The sequence below is a fragment of the Yersinia canariae genome (assembly GCF_009831415.1).
Taxonomy (GTDB): domain Bacteria; phylum Pseudomonadota; class Gammaproteobacteria; order Enterobacterales; family Enterobacteriaceae; genus Yersinia; species Yersinia canariae.
Window position 1 is genome coordinate 4416821 of sequence record NZ_CP043727.1, and the last position, 16584, is coordinate 4433404.

Below are 16584 nucleotides of genomic sequence, written 5' to 3' on the forward strand. Positions count from 1 at the left end.
CTTTGTTTTATGGGATATCAGCCTTGTTGAAAACTGTCTATCTCATAAATCACTGGGTTTGAATCTTTACCGAGCGGCAATTCCCGCTCAGCTATACAGCGCCAAAAGCTCATTCACTTTACTACGGCCAAGGATATTACGGCTGATAGTACGGCGCGCTTTTACCACATGCAGTGACGCCTGGTAATACCAATCGCGCGTCAGCTCTGTGTCGTGATTAGAAATCAGAACCGGGATCTGGTTTTCTGCTGACAACTGATAAGCCAGGCGAGCCAGATTCTGTTGATCCGCCAGACCAAAGTTACTGGTGTGATATGCCGTAAAATTAGCCGTCGCTGACAATGGCGCATACGGAGGATCGCAGTAAACCACCGCCCCGTGCACCGCTTTTAGCAAAGTTTCCTGATAATGCTCACAAACAAAAACTGCATTTTGTGATTTTTCAGCAAACCAATACAGCTCATTTTCCGGGAAGTAAGGCTTTTTGTAACGACCAAAAGGCACATTGAATTCACCGCTCAAATTATAACGACACAGACCGTTATAACAATGGCGATTCAAATAGAGAAACAATAATGCACGGCGATAAGCATTGGTACTGGAGTTAAATTCTTGACGCAGTTGGTAAAAATGCTCGGAATTATTGAAATCACCCGTGAATAAAACGCGAGCATCCCGCACGAAATCATCAGTGCGGTCCTTCACGATATTGTAGAGGTTGATAAGATCGCTGTTGATATCGGCCAGTATGTAAGACTCATACTCAGTGTTAAGAAACACCGAACCCGCACCGACGAATGGCTCTATCAAGCAGTCTCCCGCTGGAAGATGGCGTCGAATGTCATCAACCAGCGGGTATTTCCCACCAGCCCATTTTAAAAAAGCGCGGTTTTTCTTCATGCCGTCAGTTAGCTACTTAATAATTCAGAGCCGCAGATTGTACTCTGTTTCAGACAGCACATCAGCGCACAAATAAGAATGATTTATTTTTTAAGGTCTTGCTGCACTTGTTGTACAGGTTTAACCCACGGTTTTTTCGCCTGAACATCGGCGGGTAAAGTTGCTATAGCCCTTTTTGCATCAGCAGAAGAGGCGTAGTTGCCACTCACTAAGATGTACCAAGGCCGACCATCACGTTTGGTTTCATAAACATGATAGTCAGATAATTTTTGCTGCTTAGCATAGGCATTCAAGGTATCTGAGCGCGAAGCACTGCTCAGTTGCAACGTGAAGTGGCTACCAGGGGCATTTTTCAATGCACTGCTGCTGCCAGCCGAACCTGATTTCACTACCGCAGAGGCGGCTGGAGAGACTGCCGTAGTCGGATTTTTATGACTAACAGCAGGTTGTTTAGTTGCTGCGGTGGCCTGCTTCTGAGCCGGGTGAGTCATTGATTCCCGAGCCACTGGCGCTTTCGCCCCTTTCGAGGTTGAAACGGTAGCAGGTGCTGTCGGTAAAGTGGATGTCTGGCCGTCATTCATATTCTGAGACAGCGTATCGACCTGGCCTTGTGTCTGAGACAGCGCGTCAGACATATTGCCCGGTAATTCAACACGTTGAGTTGGGCTGTTTGCAGAAGGCTGCACAGCGGCCTCAGTCGGTGTCGGAGAAATCGGCGGAACATTAATATCTTGTGGCTGAGCCGTGTTTTTCACGCCATTAGCATCATGACCATCAGTGGCGTTATTCGCCACGGCGGGTTGAGTATTATTACCGCTGGTCAATGAAGATGAATCAGACAGATTAATGTTTCTCGCAGCATCCACATTAGGATTCTGCTGTGATGCTTCATGCTCTGTCGGGGCTTTGAGAGCTGAACCGATGGCAATAATAATGAGCAGCAGCACTAAAATGCCAATACCAATCATCATATGTTGGCGTGAAACAGCCAGCTTAGGCCCAGTTGAGGACTTGCGGGCACGTGTAGGACGACGGTCACTGCTATCTGGTTTCAGATCGTCTTCCGGCTTTAAATCATCCATCTAAACCCTCCAACTAGAGGCAAAAGCCAACCACATTTATCACTGCGATCCGGCTGATTGATTTTACTGACTGCTAACAGGCTAAACCGCCCGCAGCAAAGGAATATGATGTTTCTATGATACAACATCATAGAACTTATGAGCATACTCTTCGAACTTGAAACTGTGGGAAGTTAGCCGCTCTTGTTACTCGGTCATTCCTGGGCCTTACCTCGACAAAGCCGCTGCAAGCAGCGTTCAAATCAGCTCCCGCCAGATTTGCCTCTCAACTCACTGAATTATATCAGTTCAGCTAGGAAATAAGCCCCATCAGAAGCTCAGACTGCGGGCTAACACAAGTGTTGATCAAAAAGGTTTACAGCCCCATTTTTCCTTCACTTGCTACCTACCAGCAACGCCAATGACGTTGAGTATCAAGCATAAAATATCACTTTTATGCTATTTTCGATGACTGGCAATCAGCGATAGAAGCCAGCACCATATCATGTGCAATACCACCACGGACTTCTGATTTACCTATCGCAGTGGGTAGCACCAGACGAAGCTCCCCGGCCAGCACTTTTTTATCTCGCATCATGTGCGGCAGATAAGACTCTGGCGTCATTTCCTGCGGCCCGCAAACTGGCAGACCAGCACGTAAGAGTAGTGCCTTAATACGCTCAACATCTTTGTCGGAGAACTGGCCCAATCGCCGGGAGGTATGTGCTGCCATCACCATACCGGCGGCAACTGCTTCCCCATGTAGCCAGACGCCATAACCCATTTCGGCCTCAATGGCATGGCCATAAGTATGACCCAAATTGAGTAAAGCGCGCATCCCGTTCTCTTCACGTTCATCGGCGGCAACAACATCAGCTTTCAATTCACAGCAACAGCGGATGCAGTAAGCTAATGCTGACATATCCAGTGCGAGAAGTGAGTCGATATTAGCTTCCAGCCACTCAAAGAAAGCGGCGTCAAGAATAATGCCGTATTTGATAACTTCAGCCAGCCCGGAAGCAAGCTCACGTGGAGGGAGGGTTTTGAGACAATTAAGGTCAACCACCACCGATGCAGGCTGGTAGAAAGCACCAATCATGTTTTTACCCAAGGGGTGATTCACTGCGGTTTTACCACCAACAGAGGAATCCACTTGAGAAAGTAAGGTGGTAGGAACTTGAATAAAGCGAACGCCACGCTGATAGCAAGCAGCGGCAAAACCGGTCAGGTCGCCTACTACACCGCCGCCTAAGGCGACGAGCGTAGTATCACGACCGTGCGGTTTTTCCAGAAGGGCAGAAAACACCTGCTCCAGAACACTCAGAGATTTATACTGTTCACCATCAGGTAAAATCACCTGATCGACTTTAATGCCGCTTTGCTCCAGCACTGCCCGGAGCGAATCCAGATAGAGCGGCGCTAGCGTTTGGTTAGTGACCAACATAACCTGGTCACCCGCCTTTAGCGGCTTAAAAGAGGCCGGATCATTGAACAATCCAGCAGCAATCGTAATCGGGTAGCTACGCTCCCCTAACGTGACAGTAATCTGCTCCATGTCGCGCCCAGTAACCTTCTTAACTTACGCCCGTGGGCATTAGTAAAATGCTAAAATCAGTTACTTTCCAGCATGTTGATAATCTGGTTAGCAACAACTTTCGCGCTTTGATCGTCAGTGCGGATGGTGACATCTGCAATTTCTTCGTATAACGGATTACGTTCTTTTGCCAGTGCTTCTAACACTTCACGCGGAGGCGAATCAACCTGCAACAACGGACGTTTTTTGTCGCGCTGAGTACGGGCCAACTGCTTTTCGATCGTGGTTTCCAAGTACACCACAACGCCACGGGCTGACAAACGGTTACGGGTTTCTCTGGATTTAACAGAGCCACCACCGGTTGCCAGAACAATGCCTTGTTTTTCCGTCAGTTCATTAATAACTTTTTCTTCACGATCGCGGAAACCTTCTTCGCCTTCCACGTCGAATACCCAGCCCACGTCAGCTCCGGTGCGTCGCTCAATTTCTTGATCAGAGTCGAAAAACTCCATATTGAGTTGCTGAGCTAACTGACGACCAATAGTGCTTTTGCCGGCACCCATAGGCCCAACCAGAAAGATATTGCGTTTCTCTGCCATGTTTTTGGTATTACTAAGACTATTCGTTAATGATAACCCGCCCCGCCAATCAAATTAGCAACGGGACCTAAACTGAAACCTCATGAGCGATAGTGCGAGATCAGACGGAAAATTATCTCAGCACTTCTGGTAGTTTGGCAACCGAATAAATCGTTGTACACGTCGTGGGAGGGAAACCATACGTTTTTATCGGCGTATCAACGTTATTAAAAACCTCGGAGCTCAATTCGGTAACCCTTGTAAGCTAAATCGGAGGCAGCGTCAAATTTAGAAGCCTCCTATCACACAAAAAGTTGCAGAAAGTCACCAAGATTGACCCGTTTTCATAAATCAGCACCTCATAAGACTCATGCGCTGATTAACCTTGGTGTGATGAAAATAACTAACTCCCGACGACTTTGTTGCTGGGCATCCTGTTTAAATAGCCCGCCCAGCCAAGGAATATCGGCCAGTATGGGCACTTTATTAATGCCCTGACTGCTTTTTTGCTGAAAAATCCCACCTAACACAATAGTTTCACCATCATTTACGGTTATTTGGGTTTTTATTTCCTGCTTATCTATTAGTAAAGTTTCACTATCGCCACGTTTCATCGCCATTCCTGGCATATTTTGGCTGATTTTTAAGTTTAAAGTAATTTTGCCATTACGCAGTATTTTGGGGGTAACTTCCATCCCTAATACTGCCTCTTTGAACTCAATCGTCGTAACCCCTTTTTTACCCTGCGAAACGGTATAAGGAATATCAGAACCTTGCTTTATGCTGGCAGTTTGCTGATGTGAAGTCACTAAACGCGGGCTGGCAATAATATCGACCTGATTTTCTTGTTCCAGTGCGCTCAACTCCAGTTCTAGCAGACGCCCTCCGATGCGGGCAACATTAAATCCTACATTGACGGCGCTATTGGGCAGCGGCAAGTTAACATTAAAATCACTCATTCGAAGTGATGGCTCTTGTTTCGCATCCCCCATTCCCCAACGCACGCCAAGTTCCTGCAAATTTTCACGACTGATGGTCACAATATGCGCAGCAATTTGTACTTGCTGTAAAGGTAAATCCATCTCTGTCAGCCAGCTTTTCAATAATGCTAATGATGCGGGAGTATCGCGAATTAATAATGTATTTGTACGTTTATCTACCACAACACTGCCCAGTGGGGAAAGCAGCCCCCCCTCAGCCAAATTCAAACTCTCCGCGACTTGTTCAGCATCCGCATATTGCATGGCAAGGCTCAAATTACTCAGAGATTCCGGTGCTGCTTTTTGTTCGGCCCGCTGTCGCCGGTCTTCGATATCCTGCTCAGTGAAGACCATCATCACCACACCTTCACGTTCAACTTTCAGGCGACTCATGCGCAAAACAATAGCAAGCGCTTGCTCCCAAGGGACATCAACCAACTTTAAACTAAGATTGCCGCTGACTTCTGTTGCAATCACTAAATTCAATTGCTGATAATCCGCCAATGCTTGTAGCACAATGGAGACAGGGGCATCTTGAAATTCCAGAGTCACTGGAACGCCACCTTTTGCACTCGCTGAAAAGGGATTGGCCAGTAACATGCTGAACAACAAGAGAATATATAATGACTCTCGTGTCGCGCGGCAGACAGAAGAAAACCTGTTTTTCATTTTAATTGTATAAATTACCATCAGACTAATTCCTTTTAATGCTGATTATTCATCGCTAGCGCATTGATAACACTACCGATCCCGACAAACCTGAGCATGGTTTGTCAGGATTGACATGCTGTAGGCTGACCTGCCGCTCACTGATGTGGGTCACCTGCCAATGGGGCAATAAGCGTGTTTCTATGACCAGTTTTCGCCACTCACCCTCTGGCCGCTGTACCCAACCGGAATGGTAATCAGCACCACGGACAATGCCCTGTAATTGCCAATTAGTAAGTTCTCTCCGGTCATCATCACAAGACTCTGTTGATATTCGCTGGAAAGGATTGCGCTCAATCACCGCCCATACAGGTTCTGCGCTGACGGCCGAAGTCAGTGATATTGTTATCAACAGCCCTCCGATAATCCATTCTCTATGGCGACAATGACTACTCATGCTCACCTTCCACGAGATATTCTTTTAGATTTAGTTTTACTGCCAGCGCAGAACTATCTCGCGCAATATCAACTATCTGGATTTGGACAGGTGATGAGGTGACCGCTAACTGACGAAGTAAATGGAGCAATCCATAAAAATTGACTCGCAAGGTTGCATTCCATTGTTGCGATGTGAATGAGTGCGCTCCGGCCTCCACTGGCTGTCCTGATTGCCGCTGCCAGCTGATAACCTGCCCACCAAACGGCGTGATCCATTTGCCGACTAAATGTGCCATTGAGCCATCGGGCTGCTGCCATGATGCCTCTGTGGCTCTCAACACAACAATTTGCTGCTGAAGAGAAAGCAGCGATGGCAACTGTGCCAGAGCTAATTGTTGGCGTTCAATTTGTTGTTGATGTTGAATAATCTCCTGAGCAGCTAGCTGTTGTTGCTGCCATATGGGCCGCAATACCATGCTATAAAAACTGGCACCAACCAGCGCCAGTAGCCCCCATTGATATAAGCAAAGCTGCCAACCGGGCCTGTCCATCCAACGTTGAAGCTGTTTATTCATCATTAATATTTTCTTCCTGCCAATTCGCCTGCACCATAAACCGAAAATGGCCATCATCTCGCTGAGCAATTTTTTGTAAGCGCACATCTGTCAGCAGAGGCTGTTGGCCCAATCTTGCCAAAAAGTCATGAATGGCAGCGTAGTCCTGACTGACAGCCTCAAAAACCAGCTTATCGTCTTGAGGTATCAAACTGATTAACCAGAAATTATCAGGAATTTGTTGCGCTAATAACTGCAATAATGTTGCGTAGCGACGGGCGGATTGGTGCATTTGCCGATATATTTTCACTCGCTGCTCTACATGCTGTTTTTGGGCCATGCGTTGTTGTACTTGTTGATGATGCTGACTTAATACCGTCTGTTGGTGCAAAAGTGCCGCCAGGCTGCTTTGCTGACTGATTTGGGCTGAGTGTGATTGCATCTGCATAGCAATCAAAACGATGATAAACACCCCCCCTTGGCATAGCCCTAAGTTGCGCCAAAATCGGTAACGGGTTAGCTGGCGCTCCATGCGCCACAATGCGAAATTAACCTGATACATCAGTAATCTGCCGGTCGTAATGCCAGCCCTCCGGCTAAGATGAAAGCCGAAGGTAATGGGGGCAGCGGTGGCTGATATTGGGCAAACGCCGTAAAGGGTGACCAGAGCGTAGTATCTTCCGGTGGGGGCTCTTCCGTCGTGCTGCTGTAATACACTTTTGCGGCCTTATCATCCTGCTCGGGATAATGGGCATGAAGTTGTGCTAGCAGCGTAGATAACGGATTAGGTGCATTAGCGCTGCAATCCTCCTGTAGATCGTTAGTTTCAATCGCAACTACACCAAAGATAAACGGCATATCACTGGAGGAAACCCATAACCACTCGTTAGCCAGTCGATGGACTAACCAATAAGGCCCCAATAAACCCGCAGCCGTGGCCATCTGGCGCAGGGCACAAGGGGTGATATCAATCATATGCGCTGGCAGGTCAGCCTGCTGTAAGCATTCTTGCCATTGACGAACTTCTGACTGGCGAGCGGCAGTGATTAATAACTCACTGCCAGACATCGCCCCAGCCCGATAATCCAATGCCAATTCCTGACTGTTTACCGGGAAAACCTTGCTTGCCACCGCGTGAATAAATCCCTCACGTTCGGGTTCGCGTAGCCGCCGGTCTGGGGCAGGAATGGTCTGTTGCAATATGCGCTGGGCGGGCAATGCAATACGTAATGAAATATGTCTTGGTAATTGTTTGCGTAATAATTTGAGTTTGTCGCTAACAACATCTGGCTGTTGTAAAATACCCTCCCGCAAAACCCCAGAAGGTAAGGTTTGATGCCACCAATAGCGCAGTTGCCAGCCATAACGGCGCCTGACAACTGCCAAGGCGCGTATAGCCTCCATTTGAATATCTAGCCCAACCTGCCAATATTGTGAGTACATCTTTGTCGACCTCCGTGTCGAGAGAGAATAAAAGAACGTATCCATGTTACGGGCTTGCCTTTATACTACGGCGCGGTTGTTTATAAACTGCCCAATTGACATTGAATGGGAAATCTCAGGTGAAGTTCGTAAAGTATTTTTTGATCCTTGCAGTGTGTTGCATTTTACTGGGAGCAGCCTCGATATTTGGCCTGTACAAATATATTGAGCCTCAGCTACCCGACGTTGCCACGCTGAAAGATGTCCGGCTGCAAACACCCATGTTGGTGTATAGCGCCGAAGGCGAATTGATCGCCCAATACGGTGAAAAACGCCGTATCCCGTTGACATTAAAACAAATTCCACCAGAAATGGTGCATGCGTTTATTGCGACGGAAGATAGCCGATTCTATGAGCATCACGGTGTGGATCCGGTGGGTATTCTACGTGCGGCATCTATTGCACTGGTTTCGGGCCGTGCCTCTCAGGGGGCCAGTACCATCACCCAGCAATTAGCACGAAACTTTTTCTTAAGCCCGGAACGGACCTTGATGCGTAAAATCAAGGAAGCTTTTTTGGCTATTCGCATTGAACAGTTACTGACCAAAGATGAAATTCTTGAGTTGTATCTGAACAAGATTTATCTGGGTTACCGCGCTTATGGTGTCGGGGCCGCCGCTCAGGTTTATTTTGGTAAAGAGGTCAATGAGTTGACTCTCAGTCAGATGGCGATGATTGCCGGTTTGCCGAAAGCGCCATCAACCTTCAACCCGCTCTATTCACATGACCGGGCGGTTGCTCGCCGCAATGTTGTGCTGACGCGCATGCTGGATGAAAAATACATCACGCAAGCACAGTACGATCAGGCGCGTAGCGAAGAGTTGGTTGCCAACTACCATGCACCGCAAATTGCTTTCTCAGCACCTTATCTATCTGAAATGGTGCGTCAGGAAATGATTAAGCGTTATGGTGAAAATGCCTATACCGACGGCTATCAGGTCTATACCACCATCACCAGAAAGCTCCAGTTAGCGGCGGTTGATTCCTTACGTGCCAATGTGTTGGCTTATGACATGCGCCACGGCTATCGCGGCCCATCCAATGTGTTATGGAAAGTGGGTGAAAGTGCGTGGAGTAATGAAAAAATCATTGATTCATTGAAAACATTGCCTGTTTATGGCCCGCTATTGCCTGCGGTAGTCACGCAAGCAAATACCGACCAAGCGACGGCGATGTTGGCGGATGGCAGCAACGTTACATTACCGATGGCCGGTATGCGTTGGGCGCGTCCGTATAAATCTGATAATGCTCAGGGACCAACACCTAAAAAAGTCACGGATGTTGTACAGCCGGGTCAGCAGATTTGGGTCAGAAAAGTGGATGACAGTTGGTGGTTGGCTCAAGTGCCAGACGTCAACTCAGCCTTGGTTTCTATCGACCCGAATAATGGTGCGATTAAAGCACTGGTTGGCGGTTTTGATTTTAACCAAAGTAAATTTAACCGCGCGACTCAAGCGCTGCGTCAGGTAGGTTCGAATATCAAACCATTCCTGTACACCGCGGCGATGGACAAAGGCCTGACACTGGCAACCATCCTTAACGACTTGCCAATTACCCGTTGGGATGCCGGTGCGGGAACAGATTGGCGGCCAAAGAACTCGCCACCGACTTATGACGGCCCGATTCGTTTACGTCAAGGTTTAGGCCAGTCGAAAAACGTGGTTATGGTGCGGGCAATGCGTGCCATGGGCGTGGATTATGCCGCTGAATACTTACAACGCTTTGGTTTCCCGGCACAAAACATTGTGCATTCGGAATCACTGGCGTTGGGCTCTGCGTCATTCACACCATTGCAGTTGGTTCGTGGCTATGCCGTGTTGGCAAACGGCGGCTATTTGGTTGATCCGTATTTCATCACCAAAATTACCGATGATGTCGGCAATGTGCTGTTTGAAGCGAAGCCGAAGATTGTCTGTGAAGAATGTAACTTACCGGTCATTTACGGCGATACCCAGCGTTCTGTTGTATTGTCCGACGATAACACTGAAAACGTCGCGACATCACAAACGAACAATGCCAGCAATGTGCCAATGCCGGAACTGGAACAAGTCACGCCAGCCCAGGCGAAGCTCAATAGCGATGAGCAATATGCCCCCCATGTGATAAGCACACCGCTGGCGTTTCTGATTCGTGATGCATTGAACTCCAATATCTTCGGCGAACCGGGCTGGATGGGGACAGGCTGGCGAGCAGGGCGCGACTTGAAACGTAAAGATATCGGCGGCAAAACCGGTACAACTAACAACTCAAAAGATGCCTGGTTCTCCGGTTATGGCTCGGATACCGTGACATCAGTCTGGATTGGCTTTGATGATCATCGCCGCGACTTAGGCCGTAGCACCGCATCAGGCGCCATTCCTGATCAGATCTCTGGCGCTGAGGGTGGGGCAAAAAGCGCACAACCCGCCTGGGATGACTTTATGAAAGTCGCCCTGGAAGGCTTGCCGGAAAAACAAGTGTCACCGCCACCAGGTATCGTCAGTGTTGTGATTGATAAACAAACTGGCAAACTCTCTACTGGTGGGCCTGGCAGCCGCACAGAATACTTTATCGAGGGGACACAACCCACGGAGTATTCAGTACATGAGGCGGGTACGACATTGATGGATAATGGTCAGACGCACGAGTTGTTCTGATTGTGGGTTAAGTGAGCACTGATGGCAGCAAAGCAATAGCGCATCAGAACCCAAGTAAAAGCCGGGAAATCGCAAGATTGTCCCGGCTTTTTAATGGAGTCACTCAATATTAATAGAGGCCTGCTTTAGACAGAAATGCCTGCGCCAAAAACAGAGCACTGACATTCCGGGCTTCGCGAAAACCCGGCTCATCAAGCAAAGCCATCATATTGGCAATCGGCCAACGCACTTGAGGTAGCGGTTCCGGCTCATCGCCTTCCAGGCTTTGCGGATAAAGATTTTGCGCGACAACAATATTCATTTTGCTAGAGAAATAGGACGGTGCCATCGTCAGCTTATTGAGGTAATCGAAGCGCTCAGCACCGAATCCAACTTCTTCCATCAATTCGCGATTCGCCGCGTCCAACACACCTTCGCCGGGATCAATCAGCCCTTTAGGAAAGCCCAATTCATACTCTTCGATGCCCACGGCATATTCGCGGATCAGCAATAAATCATTGCCAATAATTGGCACAATCATCACCGCTTCGCGATTAGATGGCCGCATCCGCTCATAGACTCGCTGCACGCCATTGCTGAACTCCAAGCTCACAGCTTCAACAGTAAATAAACGGGAGCGGGCTATTGTATCTATTTTAAGTATTTTAGGTTTTTGCAGGTGTTTCATAATGGCCCCAAATTAAAACTCGCCGCTTGTCGGACGCGCATCAGGGTAGTCAGGCCCATATTATGGTTACTTAATAAGCCAATTTTTACCCGCGCGGATTAACCCGACTCTTTATAGTGTAATTTATTAGAACTTGATCACATTGTGCGTTAATGAGAACCTTTATCGCAATGTCAGTTAGATATAATTTACCTGTTTTTAACATGGCGGCGAGTTTAGTCAAGATTCAACCGGTTAATTTTCACCCTACCCTAGCGCAATGCACGTAAAAACTTGTGTTTGAAAATAGGATTATGCTGATATTACCGATGTTTTAGCCTTGCTATCCTTATCAGTCTGCGGGTAGCTTAAGAGCACTTGTATTAGGTTATTTGATGAATAACTCTGTTATATGCCTCTGTACTGTATTTATGCGTAATATACCCAAAATAACTCGAGTTGCAGGAAGGCGGCAATTGAGTGAGTCCCCAAGAGCTTACATCAGTAAGTGACTGGAGTGACAAATGGGCTGGGAGCAGATTTGAACACTGCTGACAGCGGCCTCGTAGAGGCGAGGCTCAGGAATGGCCGAATAATCAAAGCAGTCAACGCACATGCAGCTTGAAGTATTACGGGTATGATGCATTATTTCATAGAGTTGGCGTAAGTCAGGGGCGCTCGGATGGGGATGGGATGAGCACAATAGTCTTAATATTGGCCTTACTGTTGACCAGTCTGATCGCAGTCGGCTTGTGGTGGTTCCGATTCCGCCGCTCTGCCCCCGTAACTGCAACACTGCCGTTCGCGAAACCAACTCATCGCAAACTGACACCAGAAGAACGTGTCAGTATTGAAAACTACCTGCTAAACCAACAAGATAAAATTGGGTTCAAATCCCAGTCGACTTTTGACACCCGTACCCTGACAAACAGTGCCCCTTCACCAACGAAGCTTATTCTAGTACCTCAAAGCGACAATGTTTATTCAGTTACCCGCGCGATAACCCGCTACGGGGTAGCAACTGACGAACCCAACAAGTGGCGCTATTATCTTGATTCCATTGAAGTTCACCTGCCCGCTTCATGGGAGCAATATATTGCTCAGGATAATGATGTCGAACTTATCCAAACTCAGACAATGCCCTTGGTTATCTCTCTTAACGGACATTCGCTTAAAAATCATCAGCCTGAGAACACATACCAGCCGATTTTGCCCTCTGCGGCGCAGAATGCGTCAATTCGCAAAGCAGATAGTGAACATATTGAACTACTGAATATCCGGAAAGAAACACCGGAGGAATATGCTCTGCATGGTGCCAATGGCTTAAAAGAAGCTGGGGCTATTTGTTTGGCATTATTATTACTGTTCTTCGCCCTGACAGGCCCTGCGGTAACACTGCCTTGGCTCGTTATTGTAGCGGCTGTATTAACCGGCTGGGCCTGTTGGAATATATTCCGCCCGCTATCTGAAAAAGATTTGCGGGAAGTTCATTGCTTGAGTGGCACACCAAAACGCTGGGGCCTGTTTGGGGAGTCAAATCAGGGGCAAATGAACAATATTTCGCTCGGAATTGTCGATCTGATTTATCCAGCGCATTGGGGGCCTTATTTTGCCCATGACTTGGGCAAGAAAACCAATATCGATATCTACCTCAATCGTCAGGTTGTTCGTCAGGGCGCTTTCTTATCATTACACGATGAAATGAAGCACTTTCCTCTACAGCGCTGGGGGAAAAACCTGACGCTAATGGCCGGCTCACTGTTGGTGATGGCGTTATTACTGATTTATGTCCCACTGGGGTTGCCACTGAAACTGAGTGTCGCGTGGTTACAAGGTGTGCAAAGCCAGCAGGTGACCAGTGTCGAGGCATTAGAAAAAATGCCCCTGCGTATTGGCGATATTCTGAAAGCACAGGGAATGGGAATGTGCTACGTGCCGCCGAATACCCAAACGCCACACAGTTTTGTTTTTACGCCTTTTGATTGCTCCGGAATCTATTGGAATAATGCGGCTCCCTTGCCACAGCCGGAATCTGAAACCATTGAAAAAGCCGCCGCCCTGGTTGCTACTGTCAACCAGCAGCTACACCCACAGGGCGCGGACACCAACGTTAACCCACAGTTGGCAACGGCTATTGAAAAGTCGGGCATGATTTTGCTGGATAATTTCGCTGATATAGTCCTAAAGACTCAGGCATTATGTGGTGGTGATGCCGATTGTATCCGTCTGAAGAATGCCTTGGTTAATTTGGGTAATGCCAAGAATTGGCCGGGGTTGGTCAAACGGGCGCAATCGGGCACATTGAAAGGCATGAATGTGTTGCTACGCCCTGTCAGTGCCGATACGCTGGAAAATTTGGTTAAAACGGCAACGTCATCATTTGTTTACCGTGAAACACATCTGGCGACAGAAGCTTTAAACAGCCCGCCACCAGGTGGGTTCCTGATAACCAGTGATGAAGGCAAGCAGTTGGTCAATCACCCCGCGCCATCAGCCCCTCTGTTTGATTACAGCGCGCTTGAGCAGTGGCGAGAATTGCAACGCCTCTCTGGGTTGCTACTCAACACCCCATTTAAGGCGGAAGGGATCATTACCAATATCACCACCGACGCCAATGGTACTCGCCACATTGCATTGCACAGTGAGCCGGATATCGTGACGCTCGGGCGCTATTTGGGTACCAGCCTGTTACTGCTGATTCTGATTGTGTGTTTAGTGGTGAATACGACCTTATTAATTCGGCGGATACTGAAAAACCGTAGCCGTATGGATAACATTCAGCGCTATTATGATAATTGCTTCAACCAACCCCTCACTCCAGCACCTTTCCTACGCTAGCCCTTTTTCGTTTATTATAACTATTGTTTATACCCTAAATAATTCGCGCTACGTATGACGGGTTATCACCACTATTGTGATTGTGGAGTCACTATGCCCCCTGAGTTTAATTGGCAAGACATTGATACTGTGCTGCTGGATATGGATGGCACCTTGCTGGATTTAGAGTTCGATAGCCATTTCTGGCTAAAACAGGTGCCAGAAATGCTCAGCCAACGCCGGGGGATCTCACTGGATCAAGCGCATAAAATTATCCATGATGAGTATCTGGCAGTACAGCACACATTGAATTGGTATTGCTTCGATTACTGGAGCGAACGGCTAGATTTAGATATCTACGCGATGACCACGCAAGCTGGCCATCGGGTGCGGTTACGCCAGGATACCAAGCCCTTTTTAGCCGGTTTGCGTGAGCGCGGCTTGCACACTATTTTGCTTACCAACGCCCACCCGCACAGCCTGACGGTAAAAATTGAGCATACCACTCTCGACCAACACCTTGATTTATTACTTTCCACCCATACATTTGGTTATCCCAAGGAAGATCAACGACTGTGGCAAGCTGTCACGCAGCATACCGGACTGAATCCTGCCAGAACCTTATTTGTCGATGACAGCGAAAAGATTCTGGATGCCGCGCGCACCTTTGGTATCCGCTACTGTTTGGGGATAGAAAACCCGGACTCCAGCTGTGCTAATAAGGTATTTCACAGCCACCCTGCAATTAATGACTACCGTAAGCTATTGCCTGCATTGAAATTACGTAAGTAAGTCACATGGCATGGGAATAAATCAGCCGAATGGCAGGAGGTTCCATGAAGGATAAAACAGTCTCGGACGAATCGGTTCGGCTGGATAAATGGCTTTGGGCTGCCCGGTTTTACAAGACCAGAGCAATAGCACGGGAAATGGTGGATGGCGGCAAAGTCCATTACAACGGGCAGCGAGGTAAACCGAGCAAGCTAGTTGAAATCAATGCGGAAATCCGTCTGCGCCAAGGTAACGACGAACGCACGGTGCGGGTTTTGGCGCTACACCATCAGCGCCGAGGGGCAAGTGAAGCACAAGCATTGTATGAAGAGACCGAAGCTAGCATGGCTAACCGCGAGAAAGTAGCCCAAGCCCGCAAGCTAAATGCCCTGACCATGCCACATCCGGATCGGCGGCCGGATAAAAAAGAGCGTCGCAACCTGATTAAATTTAAACAAGGCGAGTCTGAGTAAAACCTATCAATTTCAACGTGTAGGAAGGTGGCAACAGCGCGAATCCCTTGGAGCTTACAGAGGTAAGTCACTGGGATGAACGAAATCAGCCAGCACACCTGCAACATGAAATATGACGGGTTTGGAGGCTGCCCATATGAGAGAAACCTATGTCTAATCACGACCAATTACACCGCTATCTGTTCGCTAACCATGCTGTGCGCGGCGAACTGGTTTCAGTCAATGAAACCTATCAGCAGGTACTGGCCAATCATGACTACCCACCTGCGGTGCAAAAGCTGTTGGGCGAAATGTTGGTCGCGACCAGTCTACTGACCGCTACCCTCAAATTTGATGGTGATATCACTGTGCAATTGCAGGGCGGCGAAGGCCCGCTATCACTGGCGGTCATTAATGGTAATAACCAACAAGAAATGCGCGGTGTCGCCCGCTTAACCGGCGAAATCGGTGATGAAAGCACACTGAAAGAAATGATGGGCAACAGTGGTTATCTGGTGATAACCATCACACCTGCGCAGGGTGAACGCTATCAAGGCGTTGTGGCATTGGAAGGTGAGACCATCGCCGCCTGCCTGGAAAATTACTTTATGCAGTCTGAACAGCTCCCTACCCGCCTGTTTATCCGCACCGGTAATGTGGAAGGTAAACCGGCGGCGGGCGGTATGCTGCTGCAAGTTCTGCCCGCACAAGAGCGCAACGAAGATGAGTTTAATCATCTGGCACAACTGACGACCACCATTAAAGCCGAGGAGTTATTTACCCTGCCGGCCAATGAGGTGCTGTATCGTTTATATCATCAGGAAGAAGTGACACTTTATGAACCACAAAATGTCAGTTTCCGCTGTACCTGTTCTCGTGAACGTTGTGCCGATGCATTAGTCACGCTATCTGAAGATGACGTTAAAGAGATGCTTGAGCAGGATGGTAATATTGATATGAACTGTGAGTATTGCGGCACTCACTACCTGTTTGATGCGGTCGATATTGCGGCATTAAAAAGTGGAAATAGCCCGTCACCAGAACAAATTCATTAATTCTCGTAATACTTGGTTGGGTGCTGACTCGT

15 protein-coding genes are annotated in these 16584 nt (G+C 48.1%); 5 read left to right on the forward strand and 10 right to left on the reverse strand.

Features of this window, described 5'->3' with window-relative positions:
- Positions 1–87: 87 nt before the first annotated feature.
- The 9 genes from dam to pilM form a co-directional block, all read right to left on the reverse strand.
- On the reverse strand, positions 88–900 hold the full coding sequence (gene dam, locus F0T03_RS20315; RefSeq protein ID WP_145555422.1) for an adenine-specific DNA-methyltransferase: 813 nt from the start codon (positions 898–900) through the stop codon (positions 88–90).
- Between the two features lie 83 nt (positions 901–983).
- Positions 984–1982, reverse strand: a complete 999-nt coding sequence (locus F0T03_RS20320) for an SPOR domain-containing protein (protein WP_145555421.1) — start codon at positions 1980–1982, stop codon at positions 984–986.
- A 433-nt stretch (positions 1983–2415) separates the two neighbouring features.
- On the reverse strand, positions 2416–3516 hold the full coding sequence (gene aroB / locus F0T03_RS20325; RefSeq protein ID WP_159680318.1) for a 3-dehydroquinate synthase: 1101 nt from the start codon (positions 3514–3516) through the stop codon (positions 2416–2418).
- 56 nt (positions 3517–3572) lie between these two features.
- Positions 3573–4094, reverse strand: coding sequence for a shikimate kinase AroK (gene aroK, locus F0T03_RS20330; protein ID WP_004391482.1), 522 nt, complete (start codon positions 4092–4094; stop codon positions 3573–3575).
- A 347-nt stretch (positions 4095–4441) separates the two neighbouring features.
- Positions 4442–5653: a DNA uptake porin HofQ gene (gene hofQ / locus F0T03_RS20335; protein ID WP_145555476.1), complete on the reverse strand. Its 1212-nt coding sequence runs from the start codon at positions 5651–5653 to the stop codon at positions 4442–4444.
- 124 nt (positions 5654–5777) lie between these two features.
- Positions 5778–6128 carry a DNA utilization family protein gene (locus F0T03_RS20340; RefSeq protein ID WP_162527065.1) on the reverse strand — a complete coding sequence of 117 codons (351 nt, stop codon included), beginning with the start codon at positions 6126–6128 and terminating at the stop codon, positions 5778–5780.
- 22 nt (positions 6129–6150) lie between these two features.
- The gene (locus F0T03_RS20345) at positions 6151–6714 is read right to left on the reverse strand and encodes a pilus assembly protein PilO (RefSeq protein ID WP_145555475.1); all 564 of its coding nucleotides are present in this window, start codon (positions 6712–6714) and stop codon (positions 6151–6153) included.
- Entirely contained in the window at positions 6707–7255 is a 549-nt protein-coding gene (locus tag F0T03_RS20350) for a PilN domain-containing protein (RefSeq protein ID WP_159680323.1), read from the reverse strand. The genes F0T03_RS20345 and F0T03_RS20350 overlap by 8 nt, the downstream gene beginning before the upstream one ends.
- Entirely contained in the window at positions 7255–8136 is an 882-nt protein-coding gene (gene pilM, locus F0T03_RS20355) for a type IV pilus biogenesis protein PilM (RefSeq protein ID WP_145555417.1), read from the reverse strand. The genes F0T03_RS20350 and pilM overlap by 1 nt, the downstream gene beginning before the upstream one ends.
- A gap of 119 nt (positions 8137–8255) precedes the next feature.
- Here pilM and mrcA point away from each other — a divergent pair, with 119 nt between their 5' ends.
- Positions 8256–10811 carry a peptidoglycan glycosyltransferase/peptidoglycan DD-transpeptidase MrcA gene (mrcA, locus tag F0T03_RS20360; RefSeq protein WP_159680338.1) on the forward strand — a complete coding sequence of 852 codons (2556 nt, stop codon included), beginning with the start codon at positions 8256–8258 and terminating at the stop codon, positions 10809–10811.
- 109 nt (positions 10812–10920) lie between these two features.
- Here the strand turns inward: mrcA and nudE are convergent, their stop codons facing one another.
- Positions 10921–11478 (reverse strand): ADP compounds hydrolase NudE, encoded by a 558-nt coding sequence (gene nudE / locus F0T03_RS20365; RefSeq protein ID WP_145555415.1) that lies wholly within the window; start codon positions 11476–11478, stop codon positions 10921–10923.
- Between the two features lie 672 nt (positions 11479–12150).
- On the opposite strand from nudE, the gene F0T03_RS20370 reads away from it, so the two are divergent.
- The 4 genes from F0T03_RS20370 (at position 12151) to hslO (ending at position 16552) form a co-directional block, all read left to right on the forward strand.
- Positions 12151–14295 carry an intracellular growth attenuator family protein gene (locus F0T03_RS20370; RefSeq protein ID WP_159680341.1) on the forward strand — a complete coding sequence of 715 codons (2145 nt, stop codon included), beginning with the start codon at positions 12151–12153 and terminating at the stop codon, positions 14293–14295.
- A gap of 93 nt (positions 14296–14388) precedes the next feature.
- Positions 14389–15066, forward strand: coding sequence for a GMP/IMP nucleotidase (yrfG, locus tag F0T03_RS20375; RefSeq protein WP_159680343.1), 678 nt, complete (start codon positions 14389–14391; stop codon positions 15064–15066).
- A 44-nt stretch (positions 15067–15110) separates the two neighbouring features.
- Complete coding sequence (gene hslR, locus F0T03_RS20380; protein ID WP_145555413.1) at positions 15111–15518, forward strand: ribosome-associated heat shock protein Hsp15; 408 nt, start codon at positions 15111–15113, stop codon at positions 15516–15518.
- Positions 15519–15667: 149 nt separating this feature from the next.
- Entirely contained in the window at positions 15668–16552 is an 885-nt protein-coding gene (gene hslO, locus F0T03_RS20385; protein WP_159680345.1) for an Hsp33 family molecular chaperone HslO, read from the forward strand.
- Positions 16553–16584 lie beyond the last annotated feature (32 nt).